Annotated in this window: 10 protein-coding genes and 1 pseudogene; 4 read left to right on the top strand and 7 right to left on the bottom strand. The window is 30.2% G+C overall.

Going from position 1 to position 17,610, the window contains the following annotated elements; genetic code table 11:
- Window positions 1–107: 107 nt before the first annotated feature.
- From ACVYAD_RS21785 to ACVYAD_RS21770, 4 genes are all read right to left on the bottom strand, one after another.
- Entirely contained in the window at window positions 108–368 is a 261-nt protein-coding gene (locus ACVYAD_RS21785) for a hypothetical protein (RefSeq protein WP_476427928.1), read from the bottom strand.
- A gap of 86 nt (window positions 369–454) precedes the next feature.
- Window positions 455–1,582 (bottom strand): TniB family NTP-binding protein, encoded by a 1,128-nt coding sequence (locus tag ACVYAD_RS21780; RefSeq protein WP_476427927.1) that lies wholly within the window; start codon window positions 1,580–1,582, stop codon window positions 455–457.
- Entirely contained in the window at window positions 1,582–4,236 is a 2,655-nt protein-coding gene (locus tag ACVYAD_RS21775; protein ID WP_476427926.1) for a TnsA endonuclease N-terminal domain-containing protein, read from the bottom strand. The genes ACVYAD_RS21780 and ACVYAD_RS21775 overlap by 1 nt, the downstream gene beginning before the upstream one ends.
- Window positions 4,237–5,917: 1,681 nt before the next feature.
- Window positions 5,918–7,228 (bottom strand): TniQ family protein, encoded by a 1,311-nt coding sequence (locus ACVYAD_RS21770; protein WP_476427925.1) that lies wholly within the window; start codon window positions 7,226–7,228, stop codon window positions 5,918–5,920.
- Between the two features lie 594 nt (window positions 7,229–7,822).
- Between ACVYAD_RS21770 and ACVYAD_RS21765 the strand changes: the two genes are divergently transcribed.
- Window positions 7,823–8,146 (top strand): hypothetical protein, encoded by a 324-nt coding sequence (locus ACVYAD_RS21765; protein ID WP_476427924.1) that lies wholly within the window; start codon window positions 7,823–7,825, stop codon window positions 8,144–8,146.
- Between the two features lie 225 nt (window positions 8,147–8,371).
- On the opposite strand, the gene ACVYAD_RS21760 is transcribed toward ACVYAD_RS21765, so the two are convergent.
- From ACVYAD_RS21760 to ACVYAD_RS21750, 3 genes are all read right to left on the bottom strand, one after another.
- Window positions 8,372–8,518 (bottom strand): anti-sigma factor family protein, encoded by a 147-nt coding sequence (locus ACVYAD_RS21760; protein ID WP_476427923.1) that lies wholly within the window; start codon window positions 8,516–8,518, stop codon window positions 8,372–8,374.
- 1,129 nt (window positions 8,519–9,647) lie between these two features.
- Entirely contained in the window at window positions 9,648–10,445 is a 798-nt protein-coding gene (locus ACVYAD_RS21755) for a hypothetical protein (RefSeq protein ID WP_476427922.1), read from the bottom strand.
- Between the two features lie 2,210 nt (window positions 10,446–12,655).
- Window positions 12,656–13,333 carry a YetF domain-containing protein gene (locus ACVYAD_RS21750; RefSeq protein WP_476427921.1) on the bottom strand — a complete coding sequence of 226 codons (678 nt, stop codon included), beginning with the start codon at window positions 13,331–13,333 and terminating at the stop codon, window positions 12,656–12,658.
- 196 nt (window positions 13,334–13,529) lie between these two features.
- Here ACVYAD_RS21750 and ACVYAD_RS21745 point away from each other — a divergent pair.
- The 3 genes and pseudogenes from ACVYAD_RS21745 to ACVYAD_RS21735 form a co-directional block, all read left to right on the top strand.
- Window positions 13,530–13,742: pseudogene (locus tag ACVYAD_RS21745) on the top strand (alpha/beta fold hydrolase); the annotation flags it as partial.
- A 589-nt stretch (window positions 13,743–14,331) separates the two neighbouring features.
- A complete protein-coding gene (locus ACVYAD_RS21740; RefSeq protein ID WP_476427920.1) occupies window positions 14,332–15,018 on the top strand; it encodes a response regulator transcription factor in 687 nt (228 codons plus the stop codon).
- The gene (locus ACVYAD_RS21735) at window positions 15,005–16,984 is read left to right on the top strand and encodes a HAMP domain-containing sensor histidine kinase (RefSeq protein WP_476427919.1); all 1,980 of its coding nucleotides are present in this window, start codon (window positions 15,005–15,007) and stop codon (window positions 16,982–16,984) included. The genes ACVYAD_RS21740 and ACVYAD_RS21735 overlap by 14 nt, the downstream gene beginning before the upstream one ends.
- Window positions 16,985–17,610: the final 626 nt, after the last annotated feature.

Below are 17,610 nucleotides of genomic sequence, written 5' to 3'. Positions count from 1 at the left end.
TACTCATGATGTTCTCCCGTTCATAAATGGTATGGTTAGTATAACGGGGTTTCCAAACATTGAAAATAGAAAAACCCCGAATAGGTCCACTTTTTTTAAAGTGTCCACTATTCGGGGTTCAGTTCAATTCCCATACTAAGTTCCTTTTTTATATGTTCTTTATTAATCAGAGGCGCTATTACACCTTTAAGCAGAGTAGATACACTTATATTGTGAGCAGTTGCTAGTCTAGAAATATAACTGGTAAGACTTTCAATAAAAGGTGTCCCAATGCCTATTGGTTCTAAATTATATAATACAGTTCTATTTGATAAAATATTTCCAATTTGTTTCTGATCATCTAATTCATCAATAGTTAACCTTAACATTAATACCTCCAAAACTTTAAATAATGATAATTCACTTTAAGAAATAAAAAACGAGTAGGAATAACCCACTTACTAAACTTCTACTTTCACAAACCAACATTATCTCTTTCTGGTTTTCTTTTTCCTGGGGTTGAATTATATTTTTTTTCTTTATTAACTGGTTGCTCTTGTTTACTTGTTCCAAGAAGTGCCTTTAATTCTTCTTTATCACCTTTATTTTCTTTAAAAATTGTTTCTCCATCCAATGCTTCGTTCGCCAATGTTAAAAGCTTTTTTGTGTGTAGGGCGTTCTTTTTTAAATTTATAAAAGTAATGGTCTCTTCATCATTTTCAAGAGCATCTGATAAGCATCTTTGTAACCAATTTTTTAATATACCTGTACACCCAATAGAATTTTCATACAAATATTCAAAATGTCCTATCAAATCCGGTTCTTCTTGCAATGGTAATATTTTTTGGAAAGTTAGTAGAATAGATTTAAAATTCTTTTTGTCAACCTCATTTTTAAAATCATATCTAGGAAAATGAATTTCTTTCACCCTTCTTGATAATTGCCCATCTAGATTAAATACAGCACTTAAATCATAGGTCCCAAATAAAACAATTTTTGTATAACTCATATTCGCTAAAGATTTTATTGAATTAAATTGTTTTTGGTTTTTTTCACTATCTCCTCTTCTGTCATTATTTATTTTAAAAAAATGTTGGGCTTCATCTATTAGAAGAGCTTTTGTCTTTCTATTAAAAAACGCACTCTCTATAGATCTTCGTAATGCCGCTGCAGTAGATGGAAGGCGCGCCGAATTTACAGTGTTATTATTTTTAATTTTATTCAAAACATTAACATCTATTTTTTTATCAATTAGTGGCTCTTTCAACGATGAAAGAACTCTAAAATAAAAATCCTTCCAATTAAACTTACCTAAATCTGGATTAGGGAGCTCTATACCTGCTATCGGAATTATACTTTTATTTTCGTCGAGTTCCTGTTCCATATCTTTTATTATCAAAGCCTTAGTCGCATTAAATAATCTAGATTTACCTACACCAGATGGGCCTACTACCATAATAATGTTCTGTGATCCTTTATAGATTTCATTTTTTAATTCCACTAATACTTGTCTCATTTTAGGATGGCTAACAGTAAAATCCGTAAAAAACTTTTCACGTTCATCTTTAGATTTCGTTAATAAGTCGCTATACTTTTTTAGCATTAAATCAACTCCCCAAATATTTCGAGCTCATCTTCATCATCACAATTATTCATTTCCAAAGAATCAAAATCATTGTTTGATACCTTCACATTTTCTATAACTTTTACCTCTGTTTTTAAAGGTTTGGATTTTTCATTATTTTCAAAAGTAAGTTTTTCTTCTATTTCCTCAGATTCAAGAATATAACTGGCAATCATTTTTGCGGTCACTGTATTATTTTTTGAATATAATTTATTTTTTTGCCTAATTTCTTCTGCAATAAATTTTATTTGTTTCTCTGTCCTTCCATTTAGATATTTATATTGTTCAGATATGCATTTTACCCATTCGCTATTAATAAATGCATAAGCTATTCCCATATTAAATGGATCATATTTTACTTCTATTTGAGTCTTTTCAATTTTAGGATTTCTAAATTGTTCACACCAATAATACGAATAATTTAGCTTAATACCTTGCCCAGGATGAACCTTTCTTGTTTTTCCTTTAGGAGCGGGAAATGTCATTAAAATAAAAGTTTCATCATAAGGAATGTAAGTTTGGGGACGATTACCTGACATCATTATAGATTCCTCAAACGCTACTTTCGGGGTTTGGTTAAGAGATGGATTTTCCATATTGTCATAAACATCATCAATCCAGAAATCTAACCTTTCATTCAGTTTCTCAAGTGTCCATACTGCTTGTTTTTTGGGATTTACAGATTTAGTTACTTGTCTTACATTTTTTGTGATTTGAGTATTTCCTTTTAAATTATGAATTAATAACTCATTTGTAATTCCAAATAACCTTTCTACAACATGACCGAATTTTGCCTTTGCTGGAGGTCGTTCTTTCTTATGAACACTATATAAAGCAAGTAAGGATTCAAAATACACACTATTGAATTCCTTTCCCCCATCTACCACGATATAATTCGGTAAACGACTATATTTTTTTACACATTCTCTAATTACCATCATACATGAACGATAAGATGGATTTTCAAAGGTTAAATAAAATGCAAGAACTCTTCTTGAAAAAGCGTCAATCATTAAAGTAAGCCATGGTTTAATAGTTTCATTACTTTTAATTTTAAGTTCAATATCTAATTCGGTATGATCAATATGTGCTATTTGAAATATTCTTTCTCCATGTTTTGGAGTAGTAAATTCTAGTTCAGTATAAATTTCTTCATATTTATAAGAAGCCCTTTTTCCTTTTCTCTTCTTTTCAACTTCATATTTTGAACGATTATTAATCGTATTACAAAAAGTTTGATATGAAGGAATATCAATATTGAATTCTTCGCATTTAACAAGTAATTCGCGATAAACTTGTTTTGCAGATTTAAGCTTACTTGTTTCATAACTATCTGTTATAATTCTATTCATCAATTCAATTGTATCTTGGTGTAACTTAGAATTTCTATTTCCTCTTTTTTTAGTTTTAGGGAGAAGACCTACATAACCATTTCCATGTAACTCTTGTGCATCTTTGTATTTTTTCACCCAATTTCTAAGCGTTCTTTCTGTAACTGTCAATTCTAGTTCTTCACCTTTTAAATAAGTATTAATAATTTCGTATTTTTTATTTGCGACCTCTAAGTCTTGGACACCAGCCTGGGAAATCAACTTACTAACTTCATCCGTTTCGCTTGGGTCATAACTGTTAAAACCACGTATATACCCTTCTGAAATATACGATTCAAATAAATCTTTTGGTAATTCAACATTCTTTTTTTCGTTCTTTGAAAATAAAAAAACTAAATTACTAAGATAATCAAAATTAAGGATAGTCCAAGTTGTATCACCCCATAAAATATCATTTCCGCTCTTCAATTCAATTGCATGAGATTTTTTTTCACCTCTTGTTTCCGCAATAATAGAAAATCCTTTATATTGCGCCTTATTTATATAAACTTTTACAAGTTCCGGTTCAGTTATTAAATCATTATATAAATCTATATAGATAACATTTTTTGCAATTAATGAATATATCTCATCAACAGAGAACTGATTTTCTGAACTTAGTATTAGTTCCTTTAAGTACAAACCAGGAGCTGATTGAATTGCTTCTTTTATTTTTGTAATTTGCGAATCATTTGGAATAAAATCTTTAACAATATAGTCCACCAAAAACTCAAGATTACGCTGAAGATTCCAATTGATTTCTGAAGAAGAGCGGATAATAAAATCTAAATTAAATTCTTCTGCGTAAGTCTTACCAGGAGTAAAAACCCATTGGGAATTATGTCTTAAGTATCTTTCTGGATTTTTCTGAGATTTTTTTATAAGTTCTTCTTCCGTTTTACATTCAATCCAATATGCCTTATCTTTTTCTATTACAAAAAAATCAGCTGTTATCATATAGGCCTTTCTCTTATTAGTTTTACTTTGGTAGTAAAAAATCTTTATTTGGGGCGGTTGATCATAGTATTCTAAAACATTATCATTAAATTCCAACATATATATAGTAGGTAACTCAACTTTATGACTTTCAAATTGGATAGTTAGTCCCATCTTCTTACTACTATATCTCCCACTGACATTATGTTTACCACCGCCAACTCTCCTCGAAGGAGGAGACTGTCTTATTCGTTGAATTTCTGTTACTGCTTCTTTTGATAGATTAAGTTTCTCTGCCCATACTTGAAACTCATTTGAACTCATCATTGAAAAGTACCTCCCCTTGCCCTCTTGATATTTGTGTTTAATAAGTCTCTCCACTGGTCTTGGAGAACCTTTTCTGGAAGTAATCCATATTTTGCTTAAATATCGCTCTATTTTACCCCTGCTTGTATTAATACCTTTATTAATCAATAAATGAAGCCATTATTAATTTTTTCTTTTAACAATTGAATTCTATAACTTGATTTTTGTTCTAAAAATCACTCTTTCTTTTGGAAACCTATCTACCATAATCAGGGAAACTAGTAAATAATATAGACCTTTCCCTCCCTACTATTTTAGCTGCCTCTACCCTAGAAATCAGAGTGTAAGATACTAAAAGTTCCTAAGACCATCTTGAATTACTACAACATCTAATTGTTTCTGAATGTTTTATCATACAACACTTTAATATTATAGATAATTTTAACATTTAAGCATTATATTTCTACAAAAAAATTAAATTGATTAAATTTAATACTCTTTCACAACTTCTTATTAAATCTAGTCGACTATTATTCATTCGTAATAATGTTTGAGTATTTTGATAAATAAATATATGCTAACGCAATTCTTGTACATCTAGTTCTTCCATAATAATATCTTGAGCTTTTTAAATACCATATTAGAGGATAATAAATAACCCTTTTCATCATCCAATTTCTTAAGCAATCTGCACACACCATGACAAGGATTCTTTTATAAAATTTCTCATTGGGATTATACCTTTTAGTTTATATTAAGTAAGATTGGCCAAATCTTATCTTGTGGTTAATTTTTGCGTTGACCGTCAGCATAAAACCTTTTACCTCCATAAATAGCGCTTCGTTTTAAATAGTCTTTTTTCATTTTAGGTATTACTATCTTTTTTTCTGGTCTCCAACATTGATGTTATGTTTTAAGCGACTCTAATTAAATTACTACTTAAACTCTCAACTAATCCAGTTCATATGATTTTTCTAACATTCAAACCCTTCATTTCATTTGATAAAACAAGTAATCAATATTTCTTCTAGCCAAATCTTTACTATTTGTTAATTTATTTATGGCCAAGTAATCTATTAATTATTCATTTGTATCCCAATAATTCTCATTCTATACAGATTAATTTTTCCTCTACCCTAAATATAGGAAAATTTCGAAATTTGTTTAAAGAGAATCCTCGTTATATATATTTAGGATATCCTGAAAGTTACAAGTAAAGTACCAAGCCTTCAATATCATTTCCAATCTCGTTTGTACAATTCACAAACAACGTCGCATCTAAAGTCCTAATGTGGTGTTTAGATATATTGCAGAAAGTTAAATTTAAGAAAACTTATCGCTGTTAAACATAAAAACAGAGTTAATATACAAAAATATTTATAATCAACTCTGTTTTTAAGAAAATCAAATATTTAATTAAAGCTTGCTTATAGTAAGAACCTCATTAATTTTCGATAGGTGAGCCTTGAAGCTATAACTGACTTTTCCAAATAATAAGAACATCTCCCTTCCCAAAATTTTGATAATATAAATATTCAAAAAAATATACAGATATGATATAGCGGTAATACTTGGTTATCAATGTTTAACTGATGGGGATAATCTCACTCACTGTATTTATTTTACAGTTACTATGTTTAAATTTAGCTTTTTTGTCCACTTTTCAAACTCATTGAATCCATCATATCACCCCTTATGATTATTAAATAAGCTTATGTTCTATCAATAAATTTTTCCAATATTCCTTTAGTACTCTTTCTCTAAATACACTTCTTTTACTTAATCTCTTTTCAATTTCCCTTCTACTTGGAAATATTCCGTCATCAACTAATAAGAGAAAAATAACTTGTACCTCTTTCTTTAATAAATTGATTCGTTCAGTCGCTTTTTCTTTTGTGAAACTTTTATATCTTTGAGAAATCATTTTACAGTACACTGGAAATTCCCTATACAAAACTCGTCTATCTCTTCCAATTTGATTAGCAGCTAAAGTCATCGAAATTGGAATTTCTAATTTTAAAATACCTTCAAGTTTTTTTTCTATTAAACGGAAATCCATAGGAATAGATACTCTTTGTAACTTTTCATAATTGGAGAAAAATGAATTTACAGAATCAGTATTTATTTCTACCTTTTCAACCTTTAATAAAAAATCTGTGATCTCAATGTTCAATTTGAAACAAATTAATATTATTCCCTCTAGTGTAGATTTATTTACCCCTTTAATCCAATACCATAAAGTAGAATTTGGAATACAACAAAATTTAGACATTTCAGATAAATTACCACCAAAAAAATTTTCTTTTATAAAATTTAATTGTTTTATGATTACAAACTCCGATTGAATTAAACCAAAGTCTAACTTCATAATATTGCAAATATTCAGACTAAAAAAACTTTGACGGTCTGTAATTTCTACTTTTTTTTCAGTCTCAGGGTTACTTTCTCCCAAAAAAATAAAACAGTTTGAACAATATCCCGGTATATTTTTTCTTGTAAGAAATTTAATTTTTTTATGACAGTTTAAACAAAAATGTAAGAGGAAACAATTGTGTTCATTACAAACCATTACATTTTTCAAGTACCATACTAGAGGATAATAAATTTCCAAATTTTTAACATACCATTCATTTATACATTTGGGACACCACGATAAGTAATCATTGAATAAGTTCCTAAGCGAAAAAAACTTTTTAAAGCGATATAAAGTAAGTTTAGATAAATCATTTCTTGTTGTAAATAATTCTAATACTCTTACTGTATCTATCGAATTCTCCATACATCCATTTATTGTTTTAGCTCCTTCAAAGAAACTGTCACCACCATAAATAGCGCTTTTTACCAAATAATCTTTATTAAGTTCAGGAATGATAAGTTTATTTACCAGTTCCCCGACATTAATATTATGTTTATAAGCAAGTCGAACTATATAACTACTAAGACTTTCTACCATTTCTGTTCCTAGCCCCAGTGGTTCGATATTATATAATTCACTTCTTTTATTCAATATCATACTTATATTCCCCTTACATAATATTTCAATATCTTATTACTAACAGTTAACATAAATCCTTCAAAATATACTCTTGAGTTATTTTTTATACTTTCTTAGTATTTAATGGCCATGATTAATGAATTGCGTTCCATAGGTTACGTCCATGTTTCCGCAAAAAAATTTCCCGATGAATATAGGCAACCGGTTAGATCGGTATCCAAAATAGAAAATTTCCCCTTTATACTTCTAATACATTTAATTAATTTAATTCTAATCGTAACATTATTATTACTATCTATTTTTACATTTCATTTTAAGAAAAAGAGTCGTTTATAAAAAAGATAATCATTATGAAATGATTATTTAAAAACATTAACTTATAAAAGATATGCTTCTGTCCCAAAAACACCCAGAGACACCAATGACCATGTAAGAGGATGAAACATAACTAATGTCCTTTATGAAAGACGAATAATTTTTAAATTAACAAAGAATATAAATAGAAAACCGGACTATTACGAAACACAGAATCCGCGTTTCGTAATAGTCCGGGTTTTTCATTAACTAGAATCCTTTTGTACCAGGCTCTTTTCTGTGAAGTGAGAAAAATGGATGCCTATTCAGAATCATACTAGAAAACATCACACACGCTTCTTAATGTTTCTTACTCCTATAAAAATTGCTGAACTCATTCAAGAGCTTGAAAAATCACTTCAATTAAAAGTTCTTAAATTAGTGATCGAAATATCAGGACGTATTGAAGTTATGAAACAAGAAGTATCAAAAGTTGTTCAAAATAAAAAATACACAATGAACTATCCCCCTAAAACAGCAGGACGAATAATGACAAACTGTTTTGTGTGCATACCTCAACACTTTAACATTCAAGAATCAGTTGAGAAGTTCAAAATATTTGCTGAGTTCTCAAACGATTAACTATTTATATGTAATTGACAATGTGAAAATCAGTATTTATTTTATCGAAATTATGTAATATTATTACAAACTATATTGCTATGATTCTGAATTAAGTTTCAAAGACTTGATTAAGTCATGTTGCATTTATAAAAAAAGGCGGCTATTTTTGAATTCAAAAAATATTTCAATCTGTTTTTAACTAACAACATTACACTTCATAATAATCACCTTGTGTCCTTTCTGCTAATTTAGCATTATTCTTAAATGGGTCTTACATTCATCGCATATACGCAAATGATCTTCAACGATTTCGATAGTATCCTCACTACAAATTCCATCGATGTATAATGACAATAAATCTTTAATAACATTACAATTCAAAGTAATCACGTACTATTTATCTCTCCAATCTCTTTATAGCTAAGGTTAATTGATTGTAAAAAATTTCACGATAAGGCTCTTTTAAAAGATGTATTTTTTTGTATCGAGATAAGTGTAATGCGCTTAATGACTTCGATCTCTGGCCCGTCAGCAATTGATAGGATATCTAAATCCATTTACATTATATTTTCAACACTCCAATGTTTTGCTTCTGCATAATTCGATGAGCGAGCTCCATTTATGATTTTTGTATTTAATAAGGCATACATTATTTATCAAGGAGGCGGACTCCGTATTGTTGGTTAATGAAGTTGAAAAGATAAAACAAGTTAACTACTCTTTCTTTACGAAATATCATTTCATCAAATTCCCTATAATAATTATTCCAAAATAAGGTGATTTGTTCAATTCCTTTATTCAAGAATAGCCGTTTATTAAAAAAACTGCATATCAACTCAAAGTTTTCAGTCAAATTTTATTATAAACTCACGATTATTTTACATCTCACAGACTTTATTTCAAATCTATAGTTAATTAATAGACTAAAGTTTCAAAAACTTCATTTAGAAAAGTCTTTCCTTTGCTCATCCCTCTATATACTATTCTACAAAATGGTCCTATTGTTGAACAAAGCTAAATACAATTATTAAACTAAACTGCTCTTAATATGCTAAAAAAATGCACAACTATAACCGTTGAAGTCTAATTCTGTTACTTTTTTACACTTACAATTTTGTATTTAAATAATATTGTTGTTCCAAAATTCATAACGAAATGAACAAACAATGTAATTCTAATCACTGTTTCTACTATCACTCTATATATACACTTCGAACACATATTTTTATATTATCTACGATTACCCCAGCTCCTTGCAATAATGGTATCACATGATTATTTAATAATGTGTCCTCATATTTTGGAGTGCTTTTTAACATATTCTTTAATAATTTTTATAGATTGCTGGCTATATAGTTCTTCACTAAATAGATCTATTATTTGAAAAGTATCAATTAAACCGATTCACATGCTTGTGAGGCAAGGGAGGTTTACATTTTTTGTGTAACAGTAAACAACAATGACTGAAACTATAAGTGTGTAGTATCTAATGTGTACTAGATAAAATTCCGACATTTTATTATCTGATCGGTTGAATACTTTTACTTACTTGAATTGCCTTTTCGAGTTTGTAAAAATACTCTTTACTTACCTCCCATATGCCTGGTGCTTTCTCCGCTGGTTTACTCCCATCTGGGGTATTATCCCATTCAGGAGGATCAAATTTTAATCTTATTGTTGTGAGATGTGTCATTCCACCACTAACATATAAAAAGCCTTGATTACGACTTTCCATATACCTATTGTAAAATTCAGGATTATTTTTCTTCAAGTGCTTTGTGAAGTAATTCATACTTTGGCCCAATGCAGTAAATCCAATTGCCAAATCAACCTTGACTTGTTCCAACGAAACCTTTATATCATTTGGCAATTCAGTAGGTACCCCTAATTTAGACAAAGAGGAGAGGCTTCTTGTAAACCTTTCCTCCACAGATAAAGCAATATTATACAAATCCTTTTCTGTTGCTGTGTTTTGTAATTTATCTAGTTCATAAAAGGGCTCTATACTAAATTGGAGTAAATCATAAATTTCATTTTCAAATTCATTGAATTTCTGTTTTTGTATGTCCATTTCTGCTTTTACTTCGGTTGTACAAAAGGGGATGAAAAATGATAAATTGAACAACATTAAGATAGCTAGATATTTAATTAACCTCACGGGCATATAACTCCCCCTTATAAAAAGTTTAATCTTAATATCTCCCTGACTGACAAAACATGTACGGTGCAATACATTATACGGGGCGGTTTTAACCCAAATTTGCGGTGCCGGACTAAATAGAGGATAAATCAGCAACTGGTTTGTTAAGTTCTTCAATTGGATCTCGCTCTTGTTCATTATTAGATGTATCATATTCGAACAATAATCCAATATTGAGTATATTGTAAACATACTCAATATTATTTTTCATGGATTCACCTCATTTAAGAATAGTCCCCTTTATTATTGTCTAAATTTATTTATGCAATACGCTAATTTTTAGCGTCAGAATAATTAGTTTTATGACTTAAAACTTCTATTCAAAAGTTTCATTTAAAACGTGGAATATTTTATGAATTTAAATGAGACTTACAATGTTAATACTTAATTGTGTATTTATCAATTGTATGAAGTTCCCTATCTAACTTTCATAGGACTCCCTAAAGTTATAACAATTTCAGGTTTATAGAAGAATTGAACTTATAACTTATTGTTTTGATGAATTACCAGTTAAATAAATTGCTATGTAATGGTTGAATCATTTGTTGTTACGATTGATTTGTTTGCTGTTGAGGTTGCTTCGTCTCTGTTGTGAAGATTTGTGCATCTGTTGCAAAGGTTGAGTCATTTGTTGTGCGTTCTGTAGATTTATTTATTCAGAAGGAAAATTGATTACTGAATTAATCAAATCTAAGTACTGAGGATTGGCTAAAAAATAATCTTACACCAAAATATAACGTAGACATTAAAGATGTCATATTAGCGACAATCGACCAAAATGATAACTTGCAAGTTTTCCTGTACAAATAAAGGCAAGGTTAACCCGTTAATTAATTTCCCAATATTGTAAATAAGGTCTAACAATCCCCCTAACTGTATATCCTTCCTTTTGTTCGTAAACTTTAAAATAAGTAATGACTCTTTTCATCCTTAGTCCAGTGGTTTTTACAACATCAAATTCATTAAGAAAAGAATAGTGTCATTCAGGTTTAGCCATTTCTCTACTCCCTTTCTATTGGACATTTTCTTCTGATGCAATCACCAGATTGCTTAACAAGTTCTTTCGTCTTCACAGTCAAATGCCCACACAAAAATACCTATTACATCATAGTAATATTAGTGTATAAAGTTAATCCATTTGCTTTATACCTCCGAATTTTTAGGGTCACTGATGATGCCACAGTGACCCTTATAATTAGTAAGATTTCTACTTTGTGATTTTCTTTTTTTACAATTACTTAATAAAATCTAAATTTCGCATTTAAAAATTGCTATATCGTTTATAATACATACTTGAATGAATTTTGAAAAAGAACTTTAGATTAAGAAGTCTTTGATTTTGTAAATACGAAATTGTTGGACTTTATCAATATAATGATACACATGGTGGTTTACATATCCAAATTAATACAGTAAAAAATCACCTCTAAAATACTTCAAAGAAAAGCAGTGAAATTCTCTAAGGTTGAGATACCGCTTAAAGTAGAATTGGATATTAGAAAAAAGGAAAAATCTATTCCCTGGAATCGACTTAAAGAATATAATTTGGACTTTTAAAGTTCAGAAGTCTAAAAATAAGCATAAAGGTAGGTAAATTATTCTTTTTGAGGCTAGGACATAACTAATTTGTCCTTTATTAAAGAGGGATAATTTTCAAATTAACAAAGAATATAAATAGAAAACCCGAACTATTGCGAAACACAGAATATTTGACGCCCCCCTTTTACTGCACATTTTTTCCATGACCAGTTTACTTTTTGCAAAATGCAAACTACACATATTATAGCTAGGAATGTAAAAAAAGAGGCATATTGTTTCCCTCCTCGAAGGATTGCTGCAGTGAGCTGTTTTAGGTCAATATAAGTCAATTAATTATATAAACTTAGTAATAGAATCATATAAATAGTAGTGTTAAGCAAATACGCTTACACACTCACGATACGTTACTCCATAATTACTATTTAGCCATTTCTTTTTAAGGAGATGGCTCTTTTTATACTTTATGATGGAATGTTTTTTAATACAATTACATGCACTCATTTTGAGATAGCAGACTGTTGCACTGCATCGTCCCAAGTTGTTTATGCTTCGTTATCCCACCGATACATAATTTAACCTTCATACACATTTCATTCGATTGACGACGCTGCGCCTTATTTATGAAATATATATTTGCACAAATTATTATCGAGGGTATCGCACGCACTTATTAGGTTGTGTCGTTAGTTGACCGTCACATCCCCTCCTCATTATTAATTAGGGTCACTTCCATTCGATTGATCCTTTCCTAGTTTCTTTTCTCATAATGTACAGTAAATAATATATATTTAATTAAAGGTTTGAATAAACAATCCGTCATTTTCTAACCATTCAGCTATAAAAACCTCTCTAGTGTTCATTACATTATGAATCCTTAGTTGAACCATCAACCATTCCTCATTTTTACCTATATCCCTTAATTCATCCACTAACAATTCGCCATCTCGAATTAAGGTAACTGGAACATGCACCTGTTTTAAGGGTTTATTAAAATCCTCTCTGGTAGTTTTTTGATAAGCTGATTTTTTCAATATACTGATTGACCCGTTGGATTCTAGATAACAATAAGCTACTTCTCGTATTGAGAATGTTTCAGATTGACGCAATAGACTTTGCAGTTGATTAATATTCATCCGATTTTTTTTTAACTGTTCCCTATTTATAACTCCATCTCGAATTATCACAGATGGTTTTCCTTCAAAGATCAAACGCAGCTTTAGAAATTTTTGCCCTAACATTTCAACTACTAACAAAAGAAGCGCCCATAATACCATAGAATAAATAATGTAAAAAACCCCCACTTTCTCATCGTAAAGAGCGTTTCCTAATAATTCTCCAAGTACTATTGCTGCTATGAATGTAAAGGGCGATATTTGATTTATTATTTTTTTTCCAACTACTTTCACTAGAACGAATAATAGAAAAAAACCTATTACAATTTCTATTGTTAAGTAAAAAATATTCAAACTTTAACTCCCCTTTGAAAAAGAACTATTGTCATTATTCACTTTTTTTCGAGGATTAAAACAATAAAGCAATAAATTACTGTTTTTTTACGAAATTCTAATATAGGGTAAATAGTATAATTAAAATAAACCAGACTTTATATTTAGAGGATTTGAGCCTGATTATATAATCAAACTTTTATTAGGGTCTCTTTTAATAAATACTTTTATAATTGATGGTAAAACGATAGAGTATTCCATATCAGAAAAGGGTGAAATACCGGTCTTTGTCATGCACGGTGGGCACTCCAACTGCTATGAGGAGTTTGGATATGATGCATTGGTTCAGAACGAATTTTCTATGACTACGCCTTCAAGAGCAGGGTACGGAAGGACTTCAAAAGAAATTGGAGAAAGTTTATCTAAAGCTATTCTTAGGATTCCAAAGAGCTAATATTTGTTCCATGATAGATAACTGATCTTTCTCAATCGGGCGCTTTTCTGAAATAAGGAAAGCGTCTTTCTTCAAGAAAAGGGGCCATTGTTGAACAACAATCTTTTAAATGTATAAAAGGTAACTTTACAATGATTTAAACCTCCCAAACTATATAATGTGTTCACACACCCCGCTCATAGCTACTGATGTTACATGCAGTAGGAATTTAGGTGGAACCACGGGTATTCAAGCATATATTCGTCCCTTTGCGGATGAGTATATGCTTTTTTCTGTGTAAATAATTTATTTTCATGCCATGGATGGGAGCAAAAAGTTCATGAATGTTTTATTTACAAAAAAATGGTCTTCGAGAATAAGGATGCTTTTTTCGGAAAATAGTATTTATTAGTTGATTGAACCACCAAAACAAACTACATTTGCAAACAATAATTATTTTGATAAAACAATAAGAAAATCTTAAGAATTAGTGTGTGTGTTTGTTAAGAATAAATTTGTATTATATGTTTATACGAATACTATAGAGGGAACATATGAACATGAGTAGATTGAGGAGTGAATGTAATTGAACATTTTGATTTGTGATGATGATAAAGAAATCGTAAGAGCAATTAGCATTTATTTAGAAAATGAGGGATATCAGTTTTTTAAAGCTTACAATGGCATTGAGGCGCTCGAACTGATTCGTGATCATGAAATTCATCTAATAATAATGGATATTATGATGCCAAAAATGGATGGGATTACGGCGACGATGAAGATTCGGCAAGAACATATGATTCCATTAATTATACTTTCTGCTAAATCGGAGGATCATGACAAAATACTCGGATTAAATATCGGAGCAGATGATTATATAGCCAAACCGTTTAATCCTTTAGAACTTGTGGCGAGGGTGAAATCCCAGCTAAGAAGGTATACGACATTTGGAAGTCTTGAGAAGAGTAGCACTGTATTGCAAACGGGTGGGCTTACGATTGATGATGAACAGAAAGTCATTACTGTTGATAAAGAAGAGGTTCATTTGACACCCGTGCAGTATAAAATTTTAAAGCTTCTTACAGCAAATGCTGGGCGAGTATTCACAATTGAAGAGATCTATGAAAAGGTATGGAATGAAAAAGCCATCAATCCAGAAAATACGGTTTCGGTTCATATTCGAAAGATTCGAGAAAAAATTGAAATTAATCCGAAAGAGCCAAAGTATTTAAAAGTGGTATGGGGAGTTGGGTATAAAGTTGAGAAATATTAGTCATGCACTCATTACGAAAATTATTGTGTTTTTAATTGCCGTTGTTTGTATAACGGGTACTACGAAAGTAATTATTGATTTGGAAGTAAATGAGGTTCATCTTAGTAGTATCAATCAAGAAAGTTATTTTGAAAGCCGAGCATTCGCTGATGAAAGTTACAGTATACTTTCATCCTTAGTGCAATTAATTGGAACATACAAGAGTGAAGAACATATTTTAAGCGGTAAGACCTTAAATGAAGAGGAAAATAATCGCCTCTACCAAGAAAAATATGCAGATGACATAAATCTTAAAAAAGAACAAATCAAGAAAGAACAAGTAAGAGAGTTCTATCGGTTACTCAGCACACTAGAAGCAAATGAAGGAATTGCGTTTTATGCAAGCGACGGAGAGCATGTATTCTCTAATAGTGAACTAAACAAGAAAGAGCAATTTGAATCATTTAAAGCATATATATTATTTGAGGATTACCAAGAAAAGCTTTATCCAAATGAAGTGAAAGAAAGTAATTACTTAGATTATATTACAAGCAGCATTGAAGAGTTGAATCCAAAAAAAGACGTCCTATATTTGGCGTTTAGAGAGCCGTTCATAGAACAAAAAATTGCGGAATGGGAAAAAGACAAGGCGATTGCCAAAAGTAGTTTAAATGAATTTATTGTGTTTCTAGCAGGTTTTATTGTATCTTTTGTTTATTTAATGATTGTCATTGGAAGAACGTCATTTGAAGACAAAGAAATTAATTTAAATGTCATTGACAAATTATATAATGATCTCAATATTGTAATAATGGGTTTTTCAATTTCATTGTGGATAGCAATACTTATTGAATTTGGAGTACCGAATGCTATGTATATGCTTATTACAATACCAATTTTTATCATTGCTTTACTGATGGTTTTATCGCTCGTAAAGCATATTAAAAATAAAACATTACTTCAGCATACACTCATCTATCAAATTCTAAAAAAGATTTCTCTTTGGGTAAAAAGTGTATTTGATAATGGTAGTATCGGTGTGAAAGTTGTACTGCTTGTCATTGGCTATCCAATAGTAGTTGCGGCAACGTTTTTCGTTTTTCCTATTACGATAGGCCTAGCTGCTTGGTTTACACTAAAAAAGGTAAAATCGTTTAACAGTATTAAAGAGGGCGTAGAGCAAATTAAGAACGGAGATCTTCAGCATCGAATTGAAGTAGAAGGTAAAGGGGAGTTTAGCCAATTTGCAGCGAGTATTAATAGTATTACCGATGGGTTAAAAAAGTCGGTGAATAGTGAAATTAAGAGCGAGCGTTTAAAAACAGAGCTCATTACGAATGTTTCACATGATATTAGAACACCTTTAACGTCAATAATTACGTATGTTGATTTATTAAAAATAGAAAAAGACCCTGATTTAATTGCTGAATATATAGATGTGTTAGATCAAAAATCGAAAAGACTTAAGCTTCTAACAGATGATTTATTTGAAGCAGCTAAAGCGTCAAGTGGAAGTATCCCTGTTCAATTAGAACGGATTGACATCGTGTCATTACTTACACAAGGAATAGGAGAAATGGATGAAAAAATTGAAGCGTCTGCATTAGATTTTAAGTTAGCCTACCCAACAGAAAAGGTCTATGTAAAGGCTGATGGGAAACTCCTATGGCGCTCTATCGAAAATTTATTCTCGAATATTTTTAAATACGCACAGCCTGCATCAAGGGTATATATTAGTGTTGAAGATTTAGGGAATGAAATACTCGTGACATTTAAAAATATTTCAGCATATGAATTAAATATTTCAGTCGATGAACTAATGGAACGCTTTAAACGAGGAGACGAATCCAGATCAAGTCAAGGTAGTGGATTAGGGTTGTCAATTGCTGAAAGTCTTCTTCACATCCAGCACGGAAAGTTCTTAATTCAAGTTGATGGCGATTTATTTAAGGCAATGATTTATTTACCGAAATTTCCAAATAAATAGTGTAGAAAAGGAGTAGGATATTTTGAGGATCCTATTCCTTTTTTATGTAAAGGAGGAACTTAATTATACTTCAGCGTAAATAATCAATTGGACTTTTAATATCGGTATTCAAGGTTTTCATCTGGATGATTATAGTCATATCTCTTACTAATAATAAAGGCTCTGTTATTAATGTTGTTATTAAGAGTACTTATTTAAACATATACCATCGTATGACGATTTGTTTAGTGCTTTCATCGAAGTTTGTAATATTTTTGTGCAGATATGAATGCATCAACATAATTCCATTGCTTTTTCCTCTTACTCTAATAACTTCTTTTGTTTTTCTTTTGTCAAAACTTTCACCTTAAATTAAAGTGTCCTTATTGCCGTGAACTACACTTTTAACTTTTAATCAATGTTACATAGACGTATAAATCGACTTAAAACGACCAAAATATAATTGCGTAGTGTCTCACTACTTAAAGAGCTACAGAGATTTCACTCTCTGCGGCTTCTTAATAATAGACCGCCTATCATACTCGAATGTATACATAAGATTAAGGAACCTACCGTAAAAAACATCTTGAATGTATATAAAGGTACCTGTCACACCTAGTTATTAATGTGTTTTTTTAACTTGATCA

This window comes from Lysinibacillus sp. G1-3, assembly GCF_056322905.1.
Note: the sequence above shows the minus strand (reverse complement) of the source record. Positions and strands in the feature narration are given on the sequence as shown.